This is a genomic window from Anatilimnocola floriformis (assembly GCF_024256385.1).
Lineage (GTDB): Bacteria > Planctomycetota > Planctomycetia > Pirellulales > Pirellulaceae > Anatilimnocola > Anatilimnocola floriformis.
The window spans coordinates 110,651-136,109 of sequence record NZ_JAMLFW010000001.1 but is presented as its reverse complement, the minus strand read 5'-3'; the positions used below and the strand labels follow the sequence as shown (position 1 = coordinate 136,109).

At 59.1% G+C, this 25,459-nt stretch carries 14 protein-coding genes; 10 read left to right on the top strand and 4 right to left on the bottom strand.

The genetic code is table 11. The features are described from left to right. Window positions 1-210 precede the first annotated feature (210 nt). A complete protein-coding gene (locus M9Q49_RS00525) occupies window positions 211-1,977 on the top strand; it encodes an NADPH-dependent assimilatory sulfite reductase hemoprotein subunit (protein WP_254506590.1) in 1,767 nt (588 codons plus the stop codon). On the opposite strand, the gene M9Q49_RS00520 is transcribed toward M9Q49_RS00525, so the two are convergent. After that, window positions 1,978-3,885 (bottom strand): outer membrane protein assembly factor BamB family protein, encoded by a 1,908-nt coding sequence (locus tag M9Q49_RS00520; protein WP_254506589.1) that lies wholly within the window; start codon window positions 3,883-3,885, stop codon window positions 1,978-1,980. It abuts the gene before it with no gap. A gap of 11 nt (window positions 3,886-3,896) precedes the next feature. Further along, complete coding sequence (locus M9Q49_RS00515; RefSeq protein ID WP_254506588.1) at window positions 3,897-5,225, bottom strand: Gfo/Idh/MocA family protein; 1,329 nt, start codon at window positions 5,223-5,225, stop codon at window positions 3,897-3,899. Window positions 5,226-5,397: 172 nt separating this feature from the next. Here M9Q49_RS00515 and nusB point away from each other — a divergent pair, with 172 nt between their 5' ends. Continuing rightward, window positions 5,398-5,832 carry a transcription antitermination factor NusB gene (nusB, locus tag M9Q49_RS00510; RefSeq protein ID WP_254506587.1) on the top strand — a complete coding sequence of 145 codons (435 nt, stop codon included), beginning with the start codon at window positions 5,398-5,400 and terminating at the stop codon, window positions 5,830-5,832. A gap of 2 nt (window positions 5,833-5,834) precedes the next feature. Next, on the top strand, window positions 5,835-6,845 hold the full coding sequence (gene ftsY, locus M9Q49_RS00505) for a signal recognition particle-docking protein FtsY (RefSeq protein ID WP_254506586.1): 1,011 nt from the start codon (window positions 5,835-5,837) through the stop codon (window positions 6,843-6,845). Window positions 6,846-6,866: 21 nt separating this feature from the next. On the opposite strand, the gene M9Q49_RS00500 is transcribed toward ftsY, so the two are convergent. Beyond that, the gene (locus tag M9Q49_RS00500; RefSeq protein WP_254506584.1) at window positions 6,867-7,901 is read right to left on the bottom strand and encodes a Gfo/Idh/MocA family protein; all 1,035 of its coding nucleotides are present in this window, start codon (window positions 7,899-7,901) and stop codon (window positions 6,867-6,869) included. Window positions 7,902-8,129: 228 nt separating this feature from the next. Between M9Q49_RS00500 and ribA the strand changes: the two genes are divergently transcribed. The 3 genes from ribA to M9Q49_RS35910 all read left to right on the top strand — a co-directional run bounded on the left by ribA (window position 8,130) and on the right by M9Q49_RS35910 (window position 10,231). Beyond that, a complete protein-coding gene (gene ribA / locus M9Q49_RS00495) occupies window positions 8,130-9,341 on the top strand; it encodes a GTP cyclohydrolase II (protein WP_254506583.1) in 1,212 nt (403 codons plus the stop codon). Between the two features lie 66 nt (window positions 9,342-9,407). Further along, window positions 9,408-9,785 (top strand): hypothetical protein, encoded by a 378-nt coding sequence (locus tag M9Q49_RS00490; RefSeq protein ID WP_254506582.1) that lies wholly within the window; start codon window positions 9,408-9,410, stop codon window positions 9,783-9,785. Next, the gene (locus M9Q49_RS35910) at window positions 9,785-10,231 is read left to right on the top strand and encodes an HNH endonuclease (protein WP_390843053.1); all 447 of its coding nucleotides are present in this window, start codon (window positions 9,785-9,787) and stop codon (window positions 10,229-10,231) included. Before M9Q49_RS00490 ends, M9Q49_RS35910 begins: the two co-directional genes overlap by 1 nt. 141 nt (window positions 10,232-10,372) lie before the next feature. On the opposite strand, the gene M9Q49_RS00485 is transcribed toward M9Q49_RS35910, so the two are convergent. Continuing rightward, the gene (locus M9Q49_RS00485) at window positions 10,373-10,822 is read right to left on the bottom strand and encodes a hypothetical protein (RefSeq protein ID WP_254506581.1); all 450 of its coding nucleotides are present in this window, start codon (window positions 10,820-10,822) and stop codon (window positions 10,373-10,375) included. 188 nt (window positions 10,823-11,010) lie between these two features. On the opposite strand from M9Q49_RS00485, the gene M9Q49_RS00480 reads away from it, so the two are divergent. From M9Q49_RS00480 to M9Q49_RS00465, 4 genes are all read left to right on the top strand, one after another. After that, the gene (locus M9Q49_RS00480) at window positions 11,011-11,814 is read left to right on the top strand and encodes a hypothetical protein (RefSeq protein ID WP_254506580.1); all 804 of its coding nucleotides are present in this window, start codon (window positions 11,011-11,013) and stop codon (window positions 11,812-11,814) included. A gap of 452 nt (window positions 11,815-12,266) precedes the next feature. Then, window positions 12,267-13,496 (top strand): metallophosphoesterase family protein, encoded by a 1,230-nt coding sequence (locus M9Q49_RS00475; protein WP_254506579.1) that lies wholly within the window; start codon window positions 12,267-12,269, stop codon window positions 13,494-13,496. Next, window positions 13,493-17,011: an AAA family ATPase gene (locus tag M9Q49_RS00470; RefSeq protein ID WP_254506578.1), complete on the top strand. Its 3,519-nt coding sequence runs from the start codon at window positions 13,493-13,495 to the stop codon at window positions 17,009-17,011. Before M9Q49_RS00475 ends, M9Q49_RS00470 begins: the two co-directional genes overlap by 4 nt. A gap of 449 nt (window positions 17,012-17,460) precedes the next feature. After that, the gene (locus M9Q49_RS00465) at window positions 17,461-25,350 is read left to right on the top strand and encodes a beta strand repeat-containing protein (protein ID WP_254506577.1); all 7,890 of its coding nucleotides are present in this window, start codon (window positions 17,461-17,463) and stop codon (window positions 25,348-25,350) included. Window positions 25,351-25,459 lie beyond the last annotated feature (109 nt).

Genomic DNA, 25,459 nt, shown 5'->3' with positions numbered 1-25,459 from the left:
CCGTCGCCAAGCTTTGCCCAGCCTCCCCGTTTCGCCCGATTGGCATTTAAGGAAGTTTATTGCACCGCTATACTTGCTTGACCGGCACGACCGAAACTTTACAATGATGGTAAACATGGTGATGTTTGGTGGCGTTGCCAGTTTCAGCCGTGGCATTTGCTCGTTTCTCGCGTAATCGCCCGCAACCGCGGGTCTTTCCTGGCGAAAAGTATGACCGATCAACTTCCCAACTATCCGACCCTCAATCCGCAAGCCAAGCTCAGCAAGGTCGAAGGGGTCAAGGATCACAGCAAGTTTCTGGCGGGACCGCTCGCGACCGAACTCGCCGATGAGAACCCCAACTTCGGTCACGACAGCGAAGTGCTGCTGAAGTTCCACGGCACTTATCAGCAAGACGACCGCGACGAGCGCGGCCAGGTGGGCGAAGACGGCAAGAAAAAGAAGGCCTACAGCTTCATGGTCCGGACCAAGATTCCGGGCGGCAAGCTGACGAGCGCACAACTGCTCGCCGAACTCGACCTGTGCGATGAACTGGCCAACACCACGCTGCGGATCACGACCCGCCAAGGCTTGCAGTTGCATGGCGTGCTGAAGAGCAACCTCAAGAAGTCGATCGCGCGGATCAACGAAATCCAATTGTCGACGCTCGGCGCTTGCGGCGATGTGAATCGCAATGTGATGTGCTGCCCAGCGCCGATCGCCAGCAATATCTATCGCGAGACGCAGGCGCTGGCCGATAAGATTGCCGATCACTTTGCCCCGAAGACTTGCGCTTATCACAGCGTGTGGTTGACCGATTCATCGACTGGCGAAAAGGAACTCGTCGGCGGCATGGACGAAAAGGCCGGCGATGGCTTTGATGTCGAGCCGATCTACGGCAAGCATTACATGCCGCGCAAATTCAAGATGGCGATCGGCTTTGATTTCGACAACTGCGTCGATCTGTATGCCAACGACTTGGGCCTGATCACGATCACCGAGGGCGACAAGATCCTCGGTTACAACGTGATCGTCGGCGGTGGCATGGGAACTTCACCCTCGGTGAAGAAGACATTCCCAGCCGTGGCCAAGCGGTTGTGCTATGCAACGCCCGAAAACGTGATGCAAGTCATCGAAGCCGTCTTCAAGGTGCAACGCGACTACGGCAACCGCGATGATCGCAAGCAAGCTCGCTTGAAGTATGTCATCGCCAACTGGGGCATCGAAAAGTTCAAAGCCAAGGTCGAAGAGTACTTTGGCGGATCGCTGCCTGATCCGCTGCCAAACGATGTGTACGGCTTCGACGATCACATGGGATGGTTCGAGCAAGGCGATGGCAAGTGGTTCTATGGTCTGAACGTCGAGAACGGCCGGATCAAGGACACGGCCGATTTTCAGCTGAAGACCGCGCTGCGGGAAGTTTGCCGCACGCTGAATCCGGGCATTCGCTTGACTGCCCATCAGAGCATTCTCTTCACCGACATCGCGCCGGAAAACAAAGACAAGCTCGAAGCGATTTTGAAGAAGCACAGCGTCAAGCTGAGCGAAGAGATCAGCGAAGTTCGCCGCTGGAGCATGGCCTGCGTGGCCTGGCCGACGTGCGGTTTGTCGATCACCGAAAGCGAACGAGCGTTGCCCGGCATGATCGATCAAATGGAAGTGGAACTCGCTCGCCTCGGCCTGTCGAGCGAGAAGTTCACCGTCCGCATGACGGGCTGCCCGAACGGGTGCGCTCGGCCTTACAACTGCGACGTTGGTCTCGTGGGTCGGGCCCGCAATCAGTACAGCGTGTTCGTCGGCGGCCGCTTGCTCGGCGATCGCTTGAACTTCATGTACAAGGATTACGTGCCGTCCGAAGAAGTGGTCAGCACGCTCGTGCCGCTGTTCGTATATTTCAAAACCGAACGCCAGCCGAACGAAACCTTCGGCGACTTCTGCCATCGCAAAGGTCAAGAAGATCTCGCCGCTTGGGTGGGCAACTTTGCGACCGTGAAGTAGTCACGACAGCCACCAATCGAGAAAGGTAACGCTGGCCCAATAGTAAGCAGCGAACGAAACGAGGTACGCGGCGAGGCGACGGGCCCACGCGTAACCACCCGCGCGGCTGGCGATGATCTCGCAGGTCGCCGCCAGCGGAAAGGTCAGCACAAAGCCGGTAAGGAAACACCACTCGAGCGCCAGGCCAAGCCAGCGCAGCAAGTGAAAATAGAGCGCGCACAAGGCCAGAAACATCAGGCCGACCGCGTACGAAGTGAACCGCTCGCGACTTTGAAATTTCGCACGCCCGCCAGCGAGACTGAAGCCGATGGTCAACTGATAGACGGCCCACAAAGCGAGTGGCCAGGTAAACCAATAGTCATCGCGCCACAGATGGATCACGCGGCTGCCGGTGGCACCGATGACGAACAGCGCGGACCAAAAGAAGATCAGCCAAGTCCCGCTGTGCTGCCGAGACGGCAGTAACCATTCTCCGAACATCGTGAGACCACCGATGGCGACGATCGCGACCACGCCAAACAGTCCCCACCGCCAATAGTCGTCTGCATCGGGCTTCGTGGCTGGATAATCCCGCTCGGCGCCGATCAGGACCGTCGGATCGAAACGCGTATGCTTGGGGATATCACTCACCCCGATCGCCGCCTTCGCTTTCGTTAATGGTGAACGCCCCAGATAGATGCAAGCCGCGCGCGATTGCGTTCGCAGCAACAGCTTGCCATTTGCGAGCGCCGGCGAAGTCCAACAAACTTCGCCAGGAAAGACCGCGGCCTTACCGAGCTCGGCGTAGTTATCGCGCGATGCACGAAACAACAGCACTTCGCCTCGATCATTGAAGCCGACGAGTTTGTCGCCCGCGGCGATGAGTTGCGTTTGCCCCGGTTCATTCGCAGACCAGAGTGTTTCGCCGGTCTGCCAATCGAGCGCGCGAAAGGTGCCCCGCGAAGGACGATTCAGCCGCGACTGCGCTTCGCGCAGATCAAAGCCGAAGATGGTTTCGCCGACGAGCACGCTCGAGGCGACATCGTTCGACAGTTGCGGGCTGTCCCACTTCTCCACGGGTTTGCAGCGGCCCGTCTTTTCGTCCGCGACCAATTCATAACAGGTCGCGCCTCCTTTGAACGGCCGAGCGATGAGCAGGTGAGGCTCGCGGTACAGCGGCGCCGAGGCATGTTCGTCGTAACCGGCCGACAGCGAGACTTCCCACCAGAGTTCGCCGGTCCGGCGGTGCACGCAGCAGAGCGAGTTCTGCATGAGCACGGCCACCAGCGGTTCGCCACGCCATTCGATCGGCACCGCGGTCGAATAGCTCGCCGGTTTCTTGCCGGCTTTCCAAGCCAGACTACCATCGGCGACGCGTAGCGCGATCACGCCCGCGCTCGGCCCTCCGACCGGCAAGATCACGAGCTCATCGATCACCAGCGGCGATGCAGAGTAACCAAACTCGGTCCCTGTCCCTGCATAGGTCTTTTGAAAGTCGACCTGCCAGACGATCTCGCCGTCACTGGCTTGCGCACAACCGGCGGTTCCTTGCGGCGTGACATAAAAGACTCGCTCGCCAACTACCGCGGGAGTCGAGCGTGGTCCTGGATAAAGACCGCCGCCGTCGTAGGGCCAACCGATCTTGGTCGTCCAGATTGTTTCGCCGGTGGCTGCATCGAGGCAGATCAGTTGCTGTTCGTAGAGCGTTTGCGTCAGCGTATAAGCCCGCTCGTTCACCACCGCGAAACTGGAATAGCCTTGGCCTAGCTCGCGGATCCACAGCACCGGCGGACCACCCTCGGGGAACTTATCGACGAGCGATTCGCCAACGCTGTTGCCATCCTGCGTCGGTCCGCGCCATTGGGGCCACTGTGCCGTGGCAACCGCCGCCCACGAGCAGATCAACAGAAAGGCGGCGGTAGTGCGCAAACGCGGAATTGCTACACCTTCGGTTCCCAGCCGGGCCGATATTCGCGGCTCCACAGCGCGGTGGCTTGTTCGTCACCTTGAATGTGGCCGTTCTTCGGATCGGTCGTCAGCACGCGGTTCACACGGTGGGCGATGTTGCCGAGGTGGCAGAGCAGCGTGCTCTTGTGGCCTTCTTCGATGTCGCTGTTGGAGCGTTTGCCGGTGCGAATGCAATCGAGGAAGTTCGCGATGTGATCGACCTCACCGCCTTTACTGCCGGCGGGGGACGCGCCGACTTCTTTGTTGTTGCTGTCGTATTGCTTGTAGCCGGGATCGATGATCACGATCGAGCCTTCTTCGCCGTGGAAGCTGCAGCCGAACTGATTCAACATCGACCCGAGAGGCGACCAGCTGAGCCCTTCCCACATGATCGATTTGTTGCCGGGGAAGTTGTAGGTGACGATGTGCGTGTCGGGCGTTTCTTGGTCGTCGTCATGGCGATACTTGCCGCCGCCGGAAGTGACACGGTTGGGGAAGTCGACCTCCAAACCCCAGCGGCAAACGTCGAGCGCGTGGATGCCGTTGTTGCCGAGCTCGCCGTTGCCCCAGTGCCATTTCCAGTGCCAGTTGTAATGGATCACGTTGTCCATGAACGGTTTGTCGGGAGCCGGCCCTTGCCAGAGCGTCCAGTTCAACCACGTCGGCACTTCGGCGGGTTTGCCGTGCTTGATGTTCGGCCGTTTGTTGTTGTACCAGGCGCGGGCGTAATGCACCTTGCCGATCGCACCGTCCTTGATCTTTTGAATGGCTTCGCCGATGCCGGGCCAAGTGCGGCGCTGATTGCCCATCTGCACGACGCGGTTGTTCTTGCGGGCCGCTTCGACGGCGAGTTCCCCTTCGCGCGGATTGTGCGAGCAAGGCTTTTCGACGTAGACGTGTTTGCCAGCCGAGCAACCGAGAATGGTCGCCGGCGCGTGCCAATGGTTCGGCGCGGCACAAACGAGCACATCGACGAGCTTGTCGTCGAGAATCTTGCGGAAATCGCCGACAGCGACCGCTTTGATTTCCTGCTGATTGTTGACGCTTTCAACCACCTTGCCTGCCGCCCGTTCATCGACGTCGCAGATGTAGGCCACATGCGCGCCATTGGCGAGAAAGCCCTTGGTTAACGCCGCGCCGCGGCCGTTCACACCCATCACGCCAACCACGAGTTTTTCGTTCGGTCCTTTTTCGGCCCGAACTTGTTCAGGAGCGAGGTTTGCGATGACAGCAGCCCCCGCCATCGCGCCAGCGGCTTGCAAAAACGTGCGGCGATCGAGCTCGTGCTGGCGGGGAGAATTCGGATCGAGCGGGCGCGACATAACGAAGGCTCCAAAGGCGGGAGGAAAGTTGCGTGCTGTGGGCTGAGCATAGCAGCGGCGCGCGGCGGAAGCCAGCAAATGCAAACGCAACCCCGTACCTGGAAATCGCCTCGAAAGTGTATACTGAGAGAAGTCGCCGTCCCCCACGCTGTTCTCTGGAGTTGCCCGCCCGATGAGTCGCCGCAGTCGCGCACGAGAAGTCGTGCTGCAAGTACTCTTCGAAATCGATTTGAATCCGGATTGTCACACAGTCCAGGCCGATAACTTCATGCGCAGTCGGCTGACGCAGGATGCCGAGGTGCTGGAGTTTGCCCGCGGACTGCTGGCCGGCGTGCGAAAGAACCGGTCGGAGCTCGACGAGCTGCTGAAGAAAACGGCAGACAACTGGAGCCTCGAGCGGATGGCCGTTGTCGATCGCAACATCCTGCGGATCGGTGCGTATGAAATGCTGCACTCCGATACGCCCGAGCGTGTGGCCATCAACGAAGCGGTCGAACTGGCCAAGCGATACGGCGCGAAGCAATCGTCCCATTTCGTCAACGGCATCTTGGATCGCTTCGTCAAAGAACGGCGGGTCGCGAATAAACCTGGCAAGCCCGCGGAATAATCATGGGACTCTTCGACTACTTTAAAAAGAAGCCGGAGGAAGTCGTTCCGCCGGCCCCGGCAGAAAAGCCCGCGCCGGAACAGCCTCAGTCGTTTTTCGGCAAGCTCCGCTCGGCGCTGAAGAAGACGAATGACATTCTCAACACCGACATTCGCGACTTGTTCAAGCGCGAAGGTCGGCTGGTCGACGACGAATTCCTCGGCGAACTCTTTGCCGCGTTGATCAAGACCGACATGGGCGTCGCCGCGGCGAACAAACTGCGCGATCGCGTGAAGGTCGACTTCCGCGGCCGTGTCGTTCATATGAACGATATTCTTACCGCGGTTAAGCAAGAACTCCGCGGCCTGCTCGATCAGCCTGGCCAAGCTCAGGAAATCAACTTTGCGGCGAGTGGGCCGACCATCATTCTCGTCGTCGGCGTGAACGGCTCGGGCAAAACCACAACCATCGCCAAGCTTTGCCAGCGATTCAAAGATCAAGGCAAAAAGGTAGTCCTCGGCGCGGGCGATACCTTCCGCGCTGCCGCTGTCGAGCAACTTACGATCTGGGCCGATCGCTTGGGCGCTGAAATCGTCAAAGGCGATCCTGGCGCCGATCCAGCGAGCGTGGCCCATCGCGCCGTGGCGAAAGCGGTCGAGCTGAACGCCGACATTTGCATCGTCGACACAGCAGGCCGGCTGCAAACGCAAACAAACCTGATGCAGCAGCTCGAAAAAATCCATCGCGTGATGAGCAAGCAGATTCCCGAGTCGCCGCACGAAGTGCTGTTGGTGCTCGACGGCACGGCGGGTCAAAACGCCATCAGCCAGGCCCAGGGATTTTCGACGGCTGCCAAGTGCACCGGCATCATGCTCACCAAGCTCGACGGCACGGCGAAAGGGGGCGTGGTGGTCGCCATTCGCGAGAAGTTCGCCATCCCGGTGAAGTTCATCGGCCTCGGTGAAAAGTCGGCTGACCTCGCCGAGTTCAAAGCGCCGGAGTTTGTAGAAGCGCTGTTTGAGGACCTGGCGTAATTGGTTGTAGTTGTAGGCCGGCTACTTCACTCCCAGCGACTCCAACCGCGCGGTCGCTGCGGATTCAGCCTTTTTCAGCACCGATTCGAGCGTCACGGGTTTGCCACCTTCGTGTTTGCTTTCATCGGCTGCTTCCATGAAGGCGTAGATCTGAATCGTCTCTTCCGGTGAAACCGGGGCTGGGCCGCCGCGGAAGAACTTGGTGATCTCGACTGCCAACGGCCGATAGCCGTCGAACTTGCCGATCTCGCGAATCCCCTTGCTGCCGAAGGCCGTGCCACCGTAACCCGTGCCACCCTTCGCACGAATGCCGCGGAACGTGCCGATGCGGCCGCCGCTCCACACGCCCGTCGCCACGTCGTAATCCGCGGTCGACACGCGGCTGACCGATTCACAGCCGGTGCCCATCACGGTGAAGAGCGTCTCCACGCCGTGGATGCCGTACCAAAAGAGGTCGGGATGCGTCTTCTCGAGCGAACACGGGCTGTAAGCATCGCAGCCTTGCACGTCGCCGATTGCGCCGCCGCGAATCTCTTGGGCGCCCTTGGCAAACCGCAGCGACGACGACGAAAAGACCGGCACGTTGAACTTCTTCGCCGCACGAAAGATCGCAACGGTATCAGCCAGCGAGGCCGCGATTGGTTTGTCGATGAATGTTGGTTTGCCGGCCTTGAAACAGACGAGTGCTTGCTCCAAATGCGGCCGGCCGTCGTTGGTTTCGAGCAACACGCAATCGACGCGCTTCACCAGTTCGTCGAGCGATTCGACGATCTCCACGCCGTGCTCTTTGATGCTCGTGGTGTAACCAGGAATCCGCGACGCGCTCGATTCGATATCAGCACTGCCGCGCGGATAAGCGGCGATGATCTTGCAGCCGGCGAGATCTTCGGCGACTTTCGGATTGTTGAACTCCTTGGCAAACGCCATCGAGTGCGAAGTGTCGAGCCCGATGATGCCGAGCTTCAGTTCCTTCTTGGCCGGCTCCTTTTCCTGAGCAACGGCGAGCGAACTCAGCAATAGCAACGGCAGGCAAGCGAGCAACAAGCAGCGAGACATGGCGGGCTCCTGGCGGAGAGGGAGGTGTGAATGAAGGTGAATCATGGCCGCGGCGCGAACCGCTGGTCAACCGTAGGATAGGCTTCCAGCCTGTCCGTGCAGCTCTTCCTGTCCGTGCAACTCTTCTGAATATCTCAAGACAGGCTGGAAGCCTATCCTACGCGCGGCCTGTCGCTGGTGCGACTTCGCGCTATAATGCAGGGAGCCTTCCACCATCGGAGAATCCCTGTGTTTCGTGAGTTTTCGCCCATCCAAGCCGCCGTCGACGCCATTGCCCGCGGCGAGGTGATTATCGTCGTCGACGCCGAAGATCGCGAAAACGAAGGAGACTACATCTGTGCCGCCGAGAAGGCGACTCCCGAATTGGTCAATTTCATCCTCAGTGGCCGTGGCCAGTTTTGTGCCCCGCTTCTGCCGGAAACAGCCGCCCGGCTCGATCTGCAGTCGATCGTCGATTCGAACACCGCGCCGCTGCAAACCGGCTTTCTCACCCCCATCGATCACCGCAGCGGCAAGACCGGCATCACCGCGGATGAACGGGCTCGCACCGTCCGCGAGATGGCCCGTGGCGATTCCGTCGCCGGCGAATTCGTCCGCCCTGGTCACGTCCATCCGTTGCTGGCCAAAGAAGGCGGCGTGCTCCGCCGCGCCGGCCATACCGAGGCCGCCGTCGATCTCTGCCGCATGGCCGGCCTCGCGCCGGTCGGCGTGCTGTGCGAAATTCTCGACGACACCGGCGATCGCGCCTCGCGCTCGTATCTCAACGAACTCGCCGACAAGCACAACTTGAAAATGATCTCGATCGAGCAACTCATCGCGTATCGCCGCGTGAGTGAAAAGCTCGTCACCCGCCTCGCCCAAGCCACAATTCCCACCGGCGAGTACGGCGACTTCACAATCATCGCCTACGAGGTCCGTTTCGAAACGCAGCAACCGATTGTGCTGGTGAAAGGAAAGCTCGACGAAAACGATGCGCCGCTCGTGCGGTTGCATTCGTCCTGCTTCACGGGCGACCTGCTCGATTCGCTCCGCTGCGACTGCGGTGCGCAGCTGCACATGGCCATGAAGCAAATCCACGAAGCGGGCAGCGGCGTGATCGTCTACTTGCCGCAAGAAGGTCGCGGCATTGGCCTGGTCGAAAAGATCCGCGCTTACGACCTGCAGGAAAAAGGACTCGACACCGTCGAAGCCAACCACGCTCTCGGCTTCAAAGCCGATATGCGCGATTACGGCGTGGGCATCCAAATTCTGAAGGACCTGGGCCTGCGCAAGATCCGGCTGCTCACCAACAACCCGAAAAAGACCGACGCCTTCGTCTACAGCGGCTTCGATCTGCAGGTCGTCGACCAAGTGCCGATTATCTCGGCAGCCAATCCGCACAACGCGAAGTATCTCGCCACCAAGCGCGACAAGATGGGGCATAACTTGCCTGGGGAATAGATTTGCCAGGCGGTAATCTTTCAAAGATAATAGCAATTCGGTCGGGCAATCTTGAAAGGTTATGCGATGTCGAGTGAAGTGCTGCTGAGTGTTCCGGCGGAGTTTGCCGCACAAATTATTGCTCAGTCGCGTAGCGCAGGCATTTCCGTTGCGGACACCGTGCGGAAGCTTATGGAGTCGCTACAACAACAAGCGGCGCCCGGCATGCATCAATGGTCCGACGACCAAGTCGTGGCTGCAGCCGACCTGCGATTGCCGCCGCGCGACGCTGACCGAATTTCGGAATTACTGAACTTGCAACAGGCGGGCCAGATTACAACGGTCGAACACGCTGAGTTGCAAAACTTGATGACTTGCTATCAGGCGTTGCAGCTATATCAAGCCCGCGCACTTGGCGAGGCTATTCGTCGTGGCTTGCGCTCTGTGCCGGTCATTACTTCGTGATGGGAATTTCGCGAACAGTTCGAGACCGAGTTCGGGCCGCTGCACTTAATCGATGTGGATATTGCCACGCGCCACAAGTTCTCGTGCTGGGGCCTCTGGAGATTGAGCATCTGCTACCCGAAGTTCGCGGCGGTGGCGACGACGAAGACAACTTGTGGTTGGCCTGCAGCGTATGCAACTCACACAAAGCCACCAAGGTCTCTGCCGAGGATCCGTCCAATCATTGCGAAGTACCGCTGTTCAACCCACGCCATCAAAGCTGGAATTCACATTTCCAATGGGATGTTGATGGAGCGCATCTCTTAGGCGTCACTTCGATTGGAAGAGCGACGATCGTTGTCTTGCACCTCAACGATGATCAATCGGTGTCGCTCAGAACAGTTTGGGTTAGCTACGGAGCATTTCCGCCGCACGATGACGCGCGATCGACCGTGATCCAAAGATAGGTGCTTCGATTGCCGACGAGTTTTCATTTCTGAGCCCACAACTCCAGCTAGGAATGAAGTTGCCATCTCGCAAAAAAAGCCCCGGCACTTTCAAATGCCGAGGCTCGCCTGAATCGCAATCGAAGTCTAACCAACGGCTGTTTACTCAGCCTTCTTCTTTCCTTCGCCCTTACGAGCACCAAACGCTTCGCGCATCGCGGCCTTTTCGGCGTCGCTCAGTTTGCCGTCGCCGTCCTTATCGAACTTCTTCAGAAAGTCGCCACCGCCGCCAGGACCACCTGGCCCACCTTTGCCGCCGGGGCCTCCTTTTCCGCCCGGTCCACCCTTGCCGCCAAAGCCGCCTTTGGGCATCGCTTCGCGCATGGCAGCTCGTTCGTCGTCGCTCAGTTTGCCGTCGCCGTCCTTGTCAAACTTCTTGATGAGTTCCTGAAAACCGCCGCCACCTGGGCCTTTGCCGCCCTTCCCGCCGAAACCACCTTTGCCGCCCGGACCGCCACCTTTTCCACCGGGGCCCTTGCCGTCTTCCGCCCACATGCCAGCAGAAAGAATCGCGCACAAACCCAAGGCCAGCACTGCCGAAAAGACCTTCATAACTACCATCCCCAAACAAGAGTCGTGATGAGAACCTGCTCCTCTTTATCCAACCCCACGGGCCGCGGCGGGTTTCGCCTGGCGGCCATGAGCTAAATTTGCACAGCGACAGTCGTACGGAACCGTAACAATCGCTTGAATCGCGGCGTTCGCTCGTCAGATAATAAGAACCCTATGCGAGGTCGCCGATGTCTGATCTGACGATGTACGATCCCCAGCCCATCCCGCCGCAGCAGCAGCGGTTTCGTTGGACCTTCAGCCTGGGAACGCTGCTCATGCTGATGCTCGGCGTCGGCATCGCGCTGGCCTGGTGGCTCGATCGCCAGCAGTTCAATGCGCGGCTCCGCAAGATCGAACAGATGTACGAGCCGCAGGTGCAAACGGCCTGGGGTGCCGTCGAAATCCTCGGCAAGCCCGACGATGCCTCCGGCCTCATGGGCAAGTCCTGGTGCCCGCAAACTGCCTCAGCCGCCGATTGGATCGAAGTCACCTACGACCAAGCCGTCGCGGCCACCAGCATCGACATCTACGAAACGTATTCCCCCGGCTACGTCACCGAAGTTCTCGTCACCGACGGCAACGGCACGGTCACCAGCATCTGGAAAGGAACCGACCCGCTGAAACCACCACCGGCCATTCCAGCACTTGGTCCGGCGATTTCTGAACCCACGCCTGAACTAACTCCTGAACCACCTGCCGCCGACACCGATCCAACGACAGTCGGCCCCACCACATCGATCCCGCCAACTCTCGCTCCCGTCCCGCGGACAGGCGTCTTCAATGTCGCGATTCTCCCTTCGATCAAGTCAGTCCAACGGGTGACCATCCACGTCGATACCACCGGCCAAAATGTTTGGCCCTGCATCGACGCCGTCGCCCTGAAAACCGCCACCGGCGATGTCTGGCCCACCCGAGCCGCTTGCAGCAGTGTCTACGGCGGCGGTTCGCTCTCGGCAACCAATAAAAAAGGGGGCTGGGCCAGCTGGTGGTAACTCGCCGCTCGCCGCTCGCCACAGTAACCTTCCTCACCGGTTACAATTCCCGTCGCGATCGCTCGCATGGGGTCAGCCCGAAGAGGCCCGACCCGCGCGCCATACTTCCACGGAGGGGGTGTTATATAACAGGTGATAATATTTCCGATTGGCTGGAAGTGCTTATCGGCAAGTGTCTTGCGACGAAACGACCGCGCCAGCCTATAACCTTTTATAACACCTCCACAAACCGCCCCATAACCTCGAACGACGGCACCACTCCAGCGGTGATCGATGTTTTGAGCACAACCAAATTGAGAATGAGCCCCACCCATTTTATGCGTGAGTCCAGACAACTCAGGTCGGCGAATTTCGGCGAGACAATCCGAAATCCGACGCCGCCGTTGACCTAAGTTGTCCGCGCTCTCGCCAGAATGCGAGTTTCATTTTCGCGCCACCTTCGCTAGTTCCCCATGCGTTTTCTCCATGCCGCCGACGTTCATCTCGATAGCCCGTTGCGCGGGCTCGATCGGTATGAAGGTGCGCCGGTGGAGCTGCTCCGCGATGCCACTCGGCAGTCGCTCGAAAAACTCGTGACCCTGGCCAAGACCGAGCGAGTCGATTTCGTCATCCTCGCCGGCGACCTGTACGACGGCGATTGGCAGGACTACAACACCGGCGTCTTTTTCGTGCAGCGGATGCGAGACCTCGAGCGGGCCGGCATTCCCGTCTATCTGATTCGTGGCAATCACGACGCCGAGAGTCGAATCACGTCGCAACTCACGCTGCCGCCGAACGTCCATTCGTTCAGCACCGAGCAGCCCGAAACCAAAACGCTCGACCATCTCCGCGTCGCCCTCCACGGCCAGGGCTTTGCCCGTCAGGCCGAGCCGCGGAACCTCGCGGCCAGTTATCCGCCGCCACTGGCGAATCATTTCAACATCGGCGTGCTCCACACGTCGCTCGATGGCCGCGCCGAGCACGCCTGCTATGCTCCCTGCACGGTCGCTGATCTGGTCGCCCGCGATTACGACTACTGGGCGCTCGGCCATGTTCATCAGCGCGAAACCGTTTCCGCCGCCCGGCCGCGCATCGAGTTCCCCGGCAACACGCAAGGCCGACACGCTCGCGAGCCCGGTGCAAAAGGTTGCCTCCTCGTCACGACCAGCGGCCAGCAAGTGACCACCGAGTTCCGCCCGCTCGACGTCATCCGCTGGCAAGTCGTTCCGGTGAATGCTGCCGAAGTCGAAAACTTCAACGATCTGCTGGAGCAAATTCAATCGGCCCTCACCACCGCCGTCGACGATGCCGAAGGACGCTTGCTCGCGGCTCGCTTGGAAATCACTTGTCCCGACGCCGTGCGACTTTCTGCCGCCGCCGATCTGCCGAAGTTGCGGGCTGAACTCGTCGCGCGGTTTGAGAAAGAAGTCTGGGTCGAAAAAATCCATTGGCCGCAGTTCCGTCAGACCACAACGGCCACTCCAGCATTGAGTGACGATGCAACGTCTGAGTTGCGCGCAGTGTTGACCGAGCTCCAAACCGATCTCGCCGAAACGCAAAAGAAAATCACGACCGGCGAATGCGAAAAACTGTTTCGCAACTTGCCCGCCGAGTTACGTTCACTTCTCCCCGACGGCTTGCCGGAGATCATCGCCCGCGCCGAAGTCTTGCTGCAGACAGCCGGTCAGGAGACGCCGGCGTGAAGTTTCAGCAGGTCACCTTTCGCTGCTTTGGTCCGTTCGAAGAAAAGTCGCTCGACTTTTCCGGCGGCAATCTGCATGTCATCTTCGGCCCGAACGAAGCCGGCAAGAGCACCGCGCTCCGCGGTCTCTACGCTTTTCTCTTCGGCTTTGGACACACCACAGCCGACGACTATCTCTACAAGGCCTCTCAGTTTCGCATACAAGCCACGCTGCAAAACGTCGCCGGCGAAGTGCTCGAATCGGTCCGCCGCAAAGGCAAAAAAGCAACGCTCATACTGACCGATGAGAAAACCGAAATCGCCGAAACCGAACTCGCGCGGTTTATCGGCGGCGTGAACGAATCGCAATTCGAACAACTCTTCGGCCTCAATTCCGCACTGCTCCGGCTGGGCGGCCAACTGATCGCCGACGGCGAAGGCGATTTTGGCGAAGCGCTGTTCGCCGCCGGCGCTGGCCTCGCTGGTTTGCGAAAGCTCGCCGATTCATTGGCCCAGCGGCAGGGCGATCTTTACAAATCGCGCAGCCCCGCCGGCCGTTCGCAACTGCCGCTCAATCGCGCGTTGGGTGAATACAAAGAGGCACTCGAAGCGCAGCGTCAGCAAACTTTGCCACCCGAGCAACACGCGGTGGCCGTGAGCACGGCTACGACCAAAGAAGCTCGCGCGGAAACGTTGCGCAAAGAACGCGACCAAGTTCGCCGCGAGCTGAGCGAACTCGAGCGATTTCATCTCGCACTTCCCACCATCGGCATGCTACTGCAAGCGCGCGAGCGTTTCGCCGTGGTCGCGAATGCTCCTCGCCTGGCTCTCAACTTTGGCGACAAACTTCATCAAGCCTTGCTACAAAAGCAGCGCGCCACCGACAAGCTGCAAGTGCTGACGCTCGATCATGAGAAGCTCGAGCAATCGCAGACCACGGCGAACCCGCCCGAGAATCTACTCGCCGAAGAAGCCGAGATCGATGAACTCAAGGGCTTAGTCGCTGCCGACTGGGGGGCGCGCGATGAAGAGCTCAAGACCGATTCGCGCCGCAAGCAAGTTCTCGGCGAAGCCCGTGACATCTATCGCGCGCTGACCGGCACGACCGACTGGATGCTGATGGATCTGCTCCAGCCGCGTGACGACGAAGAGAACCGCCTGCACGATCTGGCCAATGATGCCAAAGCCGTCGAGCTCGCCGTGGAAACAGCCGAACGGCAACTGAACACGACGCGCGAGGCACTCACCGCGGCTACGACGCAGCAAACCGAATCCCAGGAAATCACCGATGCCCAGCCGCTCCTCGCGCTGGTGGAAACCATCAGTGCGCTCGGTCCGCTCGAAGAAAAAGCCCGCGAGTTGCAACACAAACTGACTGGTGACGAGCGCAAACTGGCCACCGAGTTCAGCCGCCTCCAGCCGGCAGCGCCTGGTAGTTTTCAACAAGCGGCGGAACTCGCAGTTCCAGCAGTCGAAGCCATCGCCGATTTCCGCCGTCGCTTTGAATCGTCGCAACGCAAGCTCGACAAACTGCAAGACGAACGCACTCAACTCGATCGCGAGCGAATCACGCTCGAACAGCAACAGACGGCGGCTAATCCCGCGGCGGAACCTTTGCCATCGGTAAACGATTTGTCTGCCACGCGCGCGGCCCGCGATCACGGCTTGCAGTTGCTTCGTCGTCGCTTGAGCAACGAAGCCGACGCGAACGCTGAGAAACAATTTGCCGATCAGCACACCGGCAGGCCGTTGTTCGAAACGACCGAGCACCTCGTTCGCCAGGCCGATGTCCTCGCCGATCGCTTGCGGAGCGAAGCCGATCAAATCGCGCGCTGGCAGTCTGTCGAACAGAATCAGCAAACCTGGCTCAAGCGCGAACAAACCTGGCAAGCAGCACAGCAGTCGACGGAGGCAGCGCACGCAGAACTGCAACAAGCCTGGGAGCAACTCTGGCAAGCCGCCACCATCACGCCGCAGTCGCCAGCCGTGATGGAGCCTTGGTTAACACGTTGGCAACGCTTGTGCGAGCAAGTCGTCGCCTGGCAAGAGAATCGCCGTTCACTCGAAAGTTTGCAGCAGCAGATCGCCAATGTGCGTGAGCAACTGACGGCTGCCTGTCCTGCCGCGCAATCGGCTAAGTCGCTCGAAGAAGCGCTCCGCCGTGCCCGTCAGTTGGCCAGTGAAGCCGCGAATCGGCAACTAGCCGCGAGCCGGCTCCAAGAAGACATTCGCCGCTTGCAATCGCAACTGACCACGGCCGAAGCGCAGGTGCAGCCCGCCCGCAAACGTCTCGAGGCTTGGAAGAAAGATTGGGCCGCCGCGATTCGTCCGCTCGGTTTGAGCGACCCAAGCACATCGGTCGCGACCGCGCAGTCGTACTTGAAGCGGATCGGCTTGATGCAGGAGCACCTCAAGGAATCGCGCATCAAGGGCAAACGGCTGGAGGAACTGAAAGCGGCCCGCGAAGCTCTCGCCCGCCGCTGGAACGGTCTCCGGCAACGACTACAACCTGGCAGCAAGCCCTCGACTCTGGAAACGATTCGCGAAGATTTTCAGGCGCTCGAAAACGAATTGAAAACGGCCCGCGTTAGTCGCACCCGCCAACAAGAGCGCGCCGGCCGCCTGCGCGCCATCGCCACCGAGATCGAAACCACGACCGAACAATTGCGAACCGCCGAAGCCGAGCTCCGCACGCTCGCCACCGAAGCCAGCGTCGCCCAACCCGAAGAGTTAGCGAGTGCACTACAGCGCGCTCAAGACCGCGATGCCGCCGAAAAGGAAGTGCGCACGCACGAGCAAGTTCTCGCTGGTCATGCTCGGGGTCAGGCGCTCGACGAGTTCATCAAGAGTGCGCTCGCGGTGCGATCTTCGATTGAAATGGATCTCGCCGCGCATAGCGCTCGCGCCGATAAGCTCGATCCCGAAATCCAAGCGGCTGAAGACGAATCGCGCGAAGCCCGTCGCCTGCTGAAAGAATACGAACAAGCCTCGAGCGCCGCCGCCCATGCCCGGCAGCAGGCGGAGTTTTTGATCACGCGATTGAAAGAGCAAGTCACCGAGTTTGCCGCGCTGCAGCTTGCCGGACTCGTGCTCGATCAGGCCAAGGAGCGTTATCGCGCGCGGCATCAAGATACGTTGCTCTCCCGCGCCGGCGAGTTCTTCCGCACGCTGACCGACGAAAAGTTCGCGACGATCGAAATCGACAACGAAGAAGGGAAGGACGTCCTCAAAGCCATCCGCGCCGCGGGCCACTCGTTCCCTCGCGTGCCGGTCGGCGGCCTGTCGGAAGGTACCCGCGATCAACTTTTCCTCGCGCTGCGACTCGCCGGCATCGAGCAGCATCTGCAAAACCGCGAACCCGTACCGCTGATCATCGACGACGTGCTGATGACCTTCGACGACGCCCGCAGCCGCGCCACCCTCCGCTGCCTAGCCGAACTCAGCACCAAGACTCAGGTACTCCTCTTCACGCATCATCGCCACGTCGGCGAGCTCGCCCAACAGGTTCAACCAGCGACGGTCGTGCACGCGCTGTAACCGTTGTCTCACATTACAAATCGCGATTTTCTAGCGGCGATTTTCTGGCGTTCGAGCGGTCAAAGAATTTTTTTTGTTCGGTCGGAAAACCACATATCTCCCATGGCCTTAGGTGTGTCAAAGTTGGTCAATCCGCCTATCCAGGTCCACCCTTTCCGGTCGGTTAATACACCAATCGGGTGGTATCGACATTGGTAGCGGCGGCTATCATGCGACTCCTGACGGTATTCCCTCAGGCTTCCTCCCCTCCATCGAACCAGCCCTGCTTGCGGTTCGGTATCTGCCTTGGCTGCTTCGCAATTTCTTTGGAGACACTGGCAATGCCCCGCCCCTTTCGTGCGCTTTGGAATCGAATTTCGAAACAATCTCGTAGCCAGATCGGCAGAAACAATCGCACCGACTTAGCAAAGCGCAGAGCTTTCTTCGAGACACTCGAACAGCGGCAAGTCATGGCCGGAAATGTCGCCGTTTCGTTTGCGAATGTGGTGGTGACAGACAACTTCAACGACAACGTGCTCGACACGACGAAGTGGTCGACAAATACGACCGCAATAAGTTCTTCGGTAACGGAAACTGGCGGTCGGTTGCAGCTAACAAACCGTGGTTATCTCAACACGGTCACCTCGATCAATCCAGCTACGTCTAACGGCTTGCATATCACTGGGCGATATACTTTCGGCGGTCAGGGGTTAAACCAAGATTTTCTACAAGTGATCACACGAAGCAGCGGTGTGCCCGTAAGCGCGGGCTCTGCAGAAACGACTAACGGAATCGAATTCGGCGGAAACTACTTCGCTGGAGTCAGCATCGCCACTCGCGTCAACGGCGCGGTAACGACGCTGGCATCAGCTGCGATGCCGGACGGAAACATCAGTCCTGGTGACGTCTTCGATTTTGATATCTTCGATGACGGAACGCGATTGGGAATGCGGCTCACGGAGGTTGGCAACCCAGCGAATACGCAGACTGTCACTGCCGTGAGTACGTTAACGAACGCAACTAACAAGGTCACATTTCATAATCGCGAGAATTACGAAGGGACGAAAACCTCCTTCCTTGACGATGTGGTGATCGAAACCGGTGTCAGCGGGTTGAACTACACCGCCACCACGGGTGTTAACAACAATCTGTCGATCTCACGCTCCGGCGCAAACGTGGTCCTATCCGAATCAACTGCGTCGATCGCGGTGTTGGATGCTGCCGCTGTCGCGAAGCGAGTCTCTTCAACAAGCGGTTCTGTCACCTATCCTGCTGCGGCATTCAACAAGATCGAAGTCGATCTCGCCGATGGTAACGATACGCTGCTAGTGAATTTCGCGGGCGGAAACCCAATTCCAGCAGGAGGCATCGACTATCAAGGGGGGCCCGGCGGCAATGACGTGCTGAATGTTAGTGGCGCTCCGAACGGTAATCACGTTTTCAATTACACAAATGCTTTCGATGGCAGCGTAGTAATTCCCAGCAGTGGGACGATCAGATACACGGGACTCGATCCGATTTCGTATACGACCTCTAGCGGCACGCTTGAATTTAATTTGACATCGGGTGCCGACGATATCGCGATGGATCTAGTCGGCAGCAATCTGGTCGTCAGTGGCGCCACAATCGAAACGACTACGGTATCGCTGGCGGGAATTACGGCGATCACGGTCAATGGCGGCGCCGACAATGATCGGGTCACTCTCAACACGCCGTTTTCGCAAACCTTGAACTTGAATGTCGAGGATGTTGTCTACGGCTACCTTACTCCACCGAGCAACCTGATCGTCAGTCTGGCCAGCAGCACGATCAATGAAGGGAGTAGCGCGACGCTTTCCGGCAGCTTCACGGACGCGGGAGCCAATGATGTGCACGTGGTGTCGATTGATTGGGGCGATGGCTCCGCGGTTCAGCAAGTGAATCTTGGGCCGGGGGTCACTTCGTTCAGCAACATCACACATATGTATTTGGACGACGGCGCGTCGCCCGGGAATGGCACCAATTCGGACGTCTATCCGATCAGCGTGACAGTCGCGGAAATGGGTAATGAATTTCAAATTCTGAGTTTGACGAATAACAACGCCAACGTGGTGACGCAGTATCCCCTCGCGGGAGACGACCGTGGCGGGATCGCGGTATCGAGTACGCACGTGCTGGTGACCGACGACGGCAATACCGAGCGCTTCGCGTTGAGCAACTTGAGTAGTGGCACTGCGTCGACGAAGAACGATGGGATTGTCAGCAATTTGCGCAACCAGCAGCTCTATGCTCTGGGGACCAGCGCCACCACGCCGATCGATGGGGATACATCGAGCCAGACAATCACGCATTTGATCGAGCTGGACTCGACGGGAGCACCGTCGGGCAATAGCCTCGCGCTATCGTCGGCGATCACGGTCACCACGGGGGTCAGGGTTGCGAACGGTGTGTTTGCGGGGATGGATCAGATCTTCGTCTTTCAGCGAACAGCCGGAGAATTCGGCAATGCTTCCGGCAATGTGTGGAAGATCGATTTACCCAGCGGAACGGTTACGAATCTGGGGAGCGTAACGCTCAGCCCCGGTACTGCCGAAAACTGGGCGTTTTGGGGTGTAGCGGAACACTTTGGCGGCCAGGACTACCTGGCCTACGCAGGCCCATTCAATGGCACGATTCTCCGTACACGAATTTCGGATGGGGCGACCAGCACCATCTCAACGATCGGGAGCGGCTCATCCCCGCTCAGCGATTTGGCTTCCTTCACGGTCTCGCCAGGCACCAATCGTTGGTACTTTCACTACGAAGGGACCGCAAGTGCCTTTGGGCCGGTCCCGTATCAAAGCTATGAATCGGATGAAAACATCGGCTTTGCTGATGCGACCTTTGCCCTGGGAGGACCTGGGGGAAGCACCAGTAGTTCGATCAATGTCACGGTGAAGAACGTCGCACCCTCGCTGAGCGTTTCGCTGAACGATAACGATATCAACGAAACCGATTCGCCGACTCTCTCCGGAACGATCACGGATCCAGGGACCCTCGACGAATTCACGCTCAACCTGGATTGGGGCGATCCGCAGTCGCCGTATAACACCCAAACGTTCACGCTGGGCACCACCGCGCTGACCGTCGCGGCGAACGGCATTAACTGGAATCCAGCGACGCGCGTCTTCTCGTTGCCGCACGCGTACGTCGATGACAATCCGTCGGGAACGAGCAGCGACGAACATACGATCAGCGTCGGGCTGAACGATGACGACGGGGGCACGGCCGCGGGCAACGGAACGCTCTACGGGTTGTCCTCGAATACGAACAACCTCTACCGAATCGATGAGACTACCGGCGCCGCAGTTTTCGTGGCTCAACTGACAAATATCACCACTGTCAGCATCACCGGTCTGGCAGCTCTCAATGGAACGCTCTACGCCACCGATGTTTATGTGGGCGGGTGGCGATTTGGTTCGATCGACACCACGACAGGCGCCTTTACGCCAATCAACACCCAGGGCGGCTCGGCCAACTGGTGGGCATTGGCCGGCAATCAGGCGGCGAATGTGCTCTACACGGTGGATAACGACACATCGGGATACCCGCTGTTAGCCATCACCCCCGCCGGCGCCATTTCCACGATCGGTTCGACGGGGTTGCAGATCAACGGGCTCGCCTATGACGAGGCGAATGGAATCCTGTATGGCACTGCGGGTGGAGGCTTGTACCGGTTAAACACGGCGACCGGAGTTCCCACCCTCATCGGGTCGATGGGATTCACACCCACCAATTACCTGGGCCTTGAGTATGATGCCTCCAGCCAGAAATTACTCGCAACCTACAACAACAACTTGTACCAATTGAACGTCACAACCGGTGGTGCCACGCTGATTGGGGCCAACGGTGTGAACAACATCGACGGGCTGGCCTTACTGCCAGGTTCGACGACCACACTCACGGTCACGGTTCACAACATCGCTCCACAGAACGTCAGCGCAGGCAGCCCGTACACGATCGATGAAGGCGGCAGCTTGATGCTGTCGGCCACGGCAACCGATCCTGCTGGCGATGCTGATCCATTGACGTATTCGTGGGACATTAACGGCGATGGCATTTACACGGATGCAAGCGGCGTGAATCCCACATTGACCTGGTCGCAACTTAACTCTCTCGGAATCACTGACAACGGCACGTGGAATGTCAGTGTTCAAGTCCGCGATGATGACTTGGGAGTGACTACATCGACGTCGGTGTTACTGACGGTCAAGAATGTCGCACCGACGACGGTGCTGTCGTTATCGAGCACCCCGATTAGCGAGAATGGCAGCACGACGTTGACGGGCACCATCACCGATCCGGGAACGGCGGATACTTTTACGCTGAACCTCAATTGGGGTGATCCACTCTCGCCACCGAATACGCAGACGTTCACGCTCGGCACGACGGCACTCACGGCGGCTGTGAGTGGCATTAATTGGAATCCGACGACGCGGCAGTTCTCGCTCCCTCACACTTATCTCGACGATAACCCATCGAACAGCAACGCGGACATTTACACGATCACCGCAGCGGTGACGGACGACGACAATGGCGCGGGATCAGATTCGACGATGGTGACCGTCAATAATTTGACACCAACCTTGTCGGTGGCGCTCTCGAGCAACTCAATTTCGGAAAATGATGTCGTTACGCTGACCGGCACCATCACCGATCCCGGCACGCTCGATACGTTTGTCGTGACGATTGACTGGGGCGATGGTTCAGCGAGTCAGAACCTTTCGCTGGGGACGTCGTCAATGACGCTGGGCGCGAACGGCGTTGATTGGAACCCGACGACGCGGGTGTTTGCCCTGCCGCATCGGTACCTGGATGACAAACCTTCGAATACGCCCAGCGATCCTTACACGATCTCCGCATCCGTTACCGATGATGATCTCGGGTCGAGTGACGTTATCTCGAAGACCTTGACGGTCAACAACGTCAACCCCGTAGCCGTGTCGCAAACGGCGACGACGAACGAAGACACTGCGATCACTCTCATCGACGTGCGGAACGGCGCTACGGATGTTGGCACGCAGGATTTGCTGACAGCCGTCGTCGCCAGCGGCACGACCGCGAAAGGTGGCGTGTATTCGATTGCCGCCGATGGCACGTTTACGTACGACCCGAGTGGCGCCTTTGAATATCTGGCCGTTGGTGAATCAACGACAGATGTCGTGTCATTCACCATTCGCGATGACGATAGCGGGACTTCGACGAGCACGGTAACGGTAACGATCACCGGCCGGAACGATGCGCCGCAGCCGACGGAGGATGAAAACGACACGACGGAAAATGCAGCGGTGACGACGAATGTGATCAGCAACGACACCGATCCCGATACGACCGATCTGCTGAGTCTTGCGCCGAACTTTTTCATTCAGTCGATGCGCAACAACGTCACCGATGGAGCCATTCCGGTTGTGACGGCTACCGTGACGCAAAGCGGTAATTCGATCGTGTTTGATCCCGGCACCGATTTCGATCTGCTTGCGGTCGGCGAGACGGCGACTGTGTTCATCAATTACACCGTGCAAGACGACAACGACCCCACGCTCACGGCAGTAGCGACGTTGACCATCACGGTGCACGGCGAGAACGATGCGCCGGTGGCGAACCCCAACACGACCAGCACGACCGAAAATGCAGCCGTCACCACCGACGTGATCGTGGACGATACCGATGTCGATGCAACCGACGTGCTCAGCCTCGCGACTGGCTTCAGCATTGCTTCGGCGACATTCAATTTGAACAGCACACCGATCGCGCTCAGCACGGCGACGGTCACACAGAGCGGCAACTCGATTGTCTTCGATCCGGGTACCGACTTCGATTTTCTCCCTGCCGGCCAATCGGCAACGGTGGTGATTAACTACACCGTGCAAGACAACCATGAGGCCGCGTTGACGAGCAGCAGCACGCTGACGATTACCGTCAACGGCCAAAATGACGCTCCGGTGGCTGTTGGCAATTCATATACAACCGCCGAAGACACGCTGCTGAACATTGCTGCAGCCGGCGTACTGGGCAATGACTCCGATGTCGATTTCGGCGCCACACTGACCGCGGTCTTAGTGTCTGGGCCGGCGCATGCGGGCTCGTTCACGCTCAGCCCGAACGGATCGTTTACTTATACTCCCGCCGCAGATTACTACGGTTCGGATAGCTTCACTTACAAAGCCAACGACGGCACGGCTGATTCCAATGTCGTGACGGTGTCGATCACGGTGACTCCGGTCGATGACTTTGATTTCGGTGATGCACCGTCCTCGTATGGCGTGGCGCAGCATTTTGAAGGAGCCGGCTTTATCGGCGGCACGGCTAACTCGGGCCCGCTGCTCGGCTCGCGCGATTTTGAAGTTGCCAGTCAATTCTCCGCCGGCGCCGACGGCGATGATCTGTCGCAAAGCGATGATGAAGGCAGCGTGACTTTCAGCTCAACGACTCTCGTTCCGCGTTTGACCACAAACGTCACCGTCAATGCATCCGCCGCCGGCAAGCTCGATGCCTGGATCGATTTCAATCGCAACGGCGTGTTTGATCCGACGGAAAAGATCGCCAGCGGATTGAGTGTGGTCGCCGGCAGCAACAGCCTGGTGGTGAACGTTCCCGATGGCGCAAGTCCGGGGATCACTTACGCTCGCTTCCGTATCAGCACGGCGGGCGGTTCACTGCCGATCGGCCTGGCCGCGGACGGCGAAGTGGAAGACTATCAACTCTCGATCCTCAGCACGCCGGCTGGATCCGCGCAGCTCATCACCGACCCGACCAATCCCGAAGGTCCAAAGATTTTGCTGATCAACGGCAACGAAATCGTCAACGATGCGATCGTCGTTCGCCAAACAACCGCGCCGACCACCGTGCCATTCAATCCGGGGATCGTCACGGTCTACATCGCGCCGAAGGTCGCGATCGGCACATTCGCGCTGAACTCGTTTGGCAGCATCGTGATTTTTGGACGCAGCGGCAACGATTCGATCAGCATCGAGTCGCCAATCAACAAGCCGAGCACCATCTATGGCGACGCAGGCAATGATTCGATCTCGGGTGGTCTCGGCGCCGATATCATTTATCCCGGCGACGGCAACGACACGGTCTCGGGCAACGCGGGCAACGATGTGATTTACGGCAGCTTGGGTAACGACACCATCGCCGGCGGCGCTGACTTCGATCGCTTCATCGAAATGGCCGGTTCGGTCACGCTGACGCAAACCACTTCCAAGGTCGGTACGTCGAGCGATACGTTTGCCACGATCGAACAAGTGGAACTCACCGGCACTCCGACGGCTGACGTCTTCACGCTCACCAGCGTCAATCTCAGCGTGCTGCTCGATGCCGGCGCTGGGGCCGACACGCTGGCCTACACCGGCGATGGCAACTTTGTGGTAAGCGATGCGCAGCTCAAGCGCACGCAAGGTACAGCAACTTTCACGCTGTCGCTGGCGACCATCGAATCGCTGCGGCTCAACGGCGGCAGCGGCAACGATTCGTTTGATCTGACCAATTGGTCGAAGATGCTCGTACTCGCTGGCGGCGGTGGCACCGATACGATCGTGGCCGGCAACGATGTCAACTACAACCTCAGCGACACGCTCTTCCTCCGCACCGGCTTGCAGCCGATCGCCCACTCGACGATGGAAAACGCCAACCTCACTGGCGGCGCGAGCAACAACACGTTCGACATCTCGGGCTGGACTAGGACGGCGACACTTAATGGCGGCGCTGGCACGGACAAGCTCGTGTCGTCGGACAATGTACTGACCACGACGCTGACCAACACCTCGCTCACGCGTCTAACGCGCGGCGCGGTCACACTCAGCAGCATCGAAGCCGCCGAGATTATCGACGGCGCGGGCAGCAACACGGTGAACGCTAGTTCGTTCACCGGCTCGCTGAAGGTCGACGGCGGCGCGGGGAACGACAACATTACCGGCGGCGCGGGACCGACGATCCTGATCGGCGGCTTGGGCGATGACACTTTGAAGAGCGGCACGGGTCGCACGGTGTTGATCGGCGGCGTCGGCCTCGATCGGTTGACCGGCAACAGCAACGGCGATTTGCTGATCTCGGGCCAAACCGTGTACGACGCCAATGCTGCCGCGCTCGCGCTGATCCTGGCCGAATGGGCTTCGGCGGCGAGCTACGCCGATCGCGTCGCGCATCTGACTGGCGCTGCCGGCGGGTTGAATGGCGCGCTGCGACTCGACGGAGCGAATGTGATTCACGACAGTTCGGTCGATGTGCTCCTCGGCGGCGCTGGCGAAGATCTGTTCTTCGCCAAGCAAGTCGCAACGACCTTGCCGACCTCGCCGAAGGATACTTACACCGACAAGGCATCTGGCGAACAGATTTTCTAACGATCCGATTGATCGGCTCAATCCTGCCTGCTCCCTGGTTCTGCGTTCGCGCGGGGCCAGGGAGCTTTTTTGCGCGCGTTGAGCAACCTTGACCCTACCGCCAATGCCA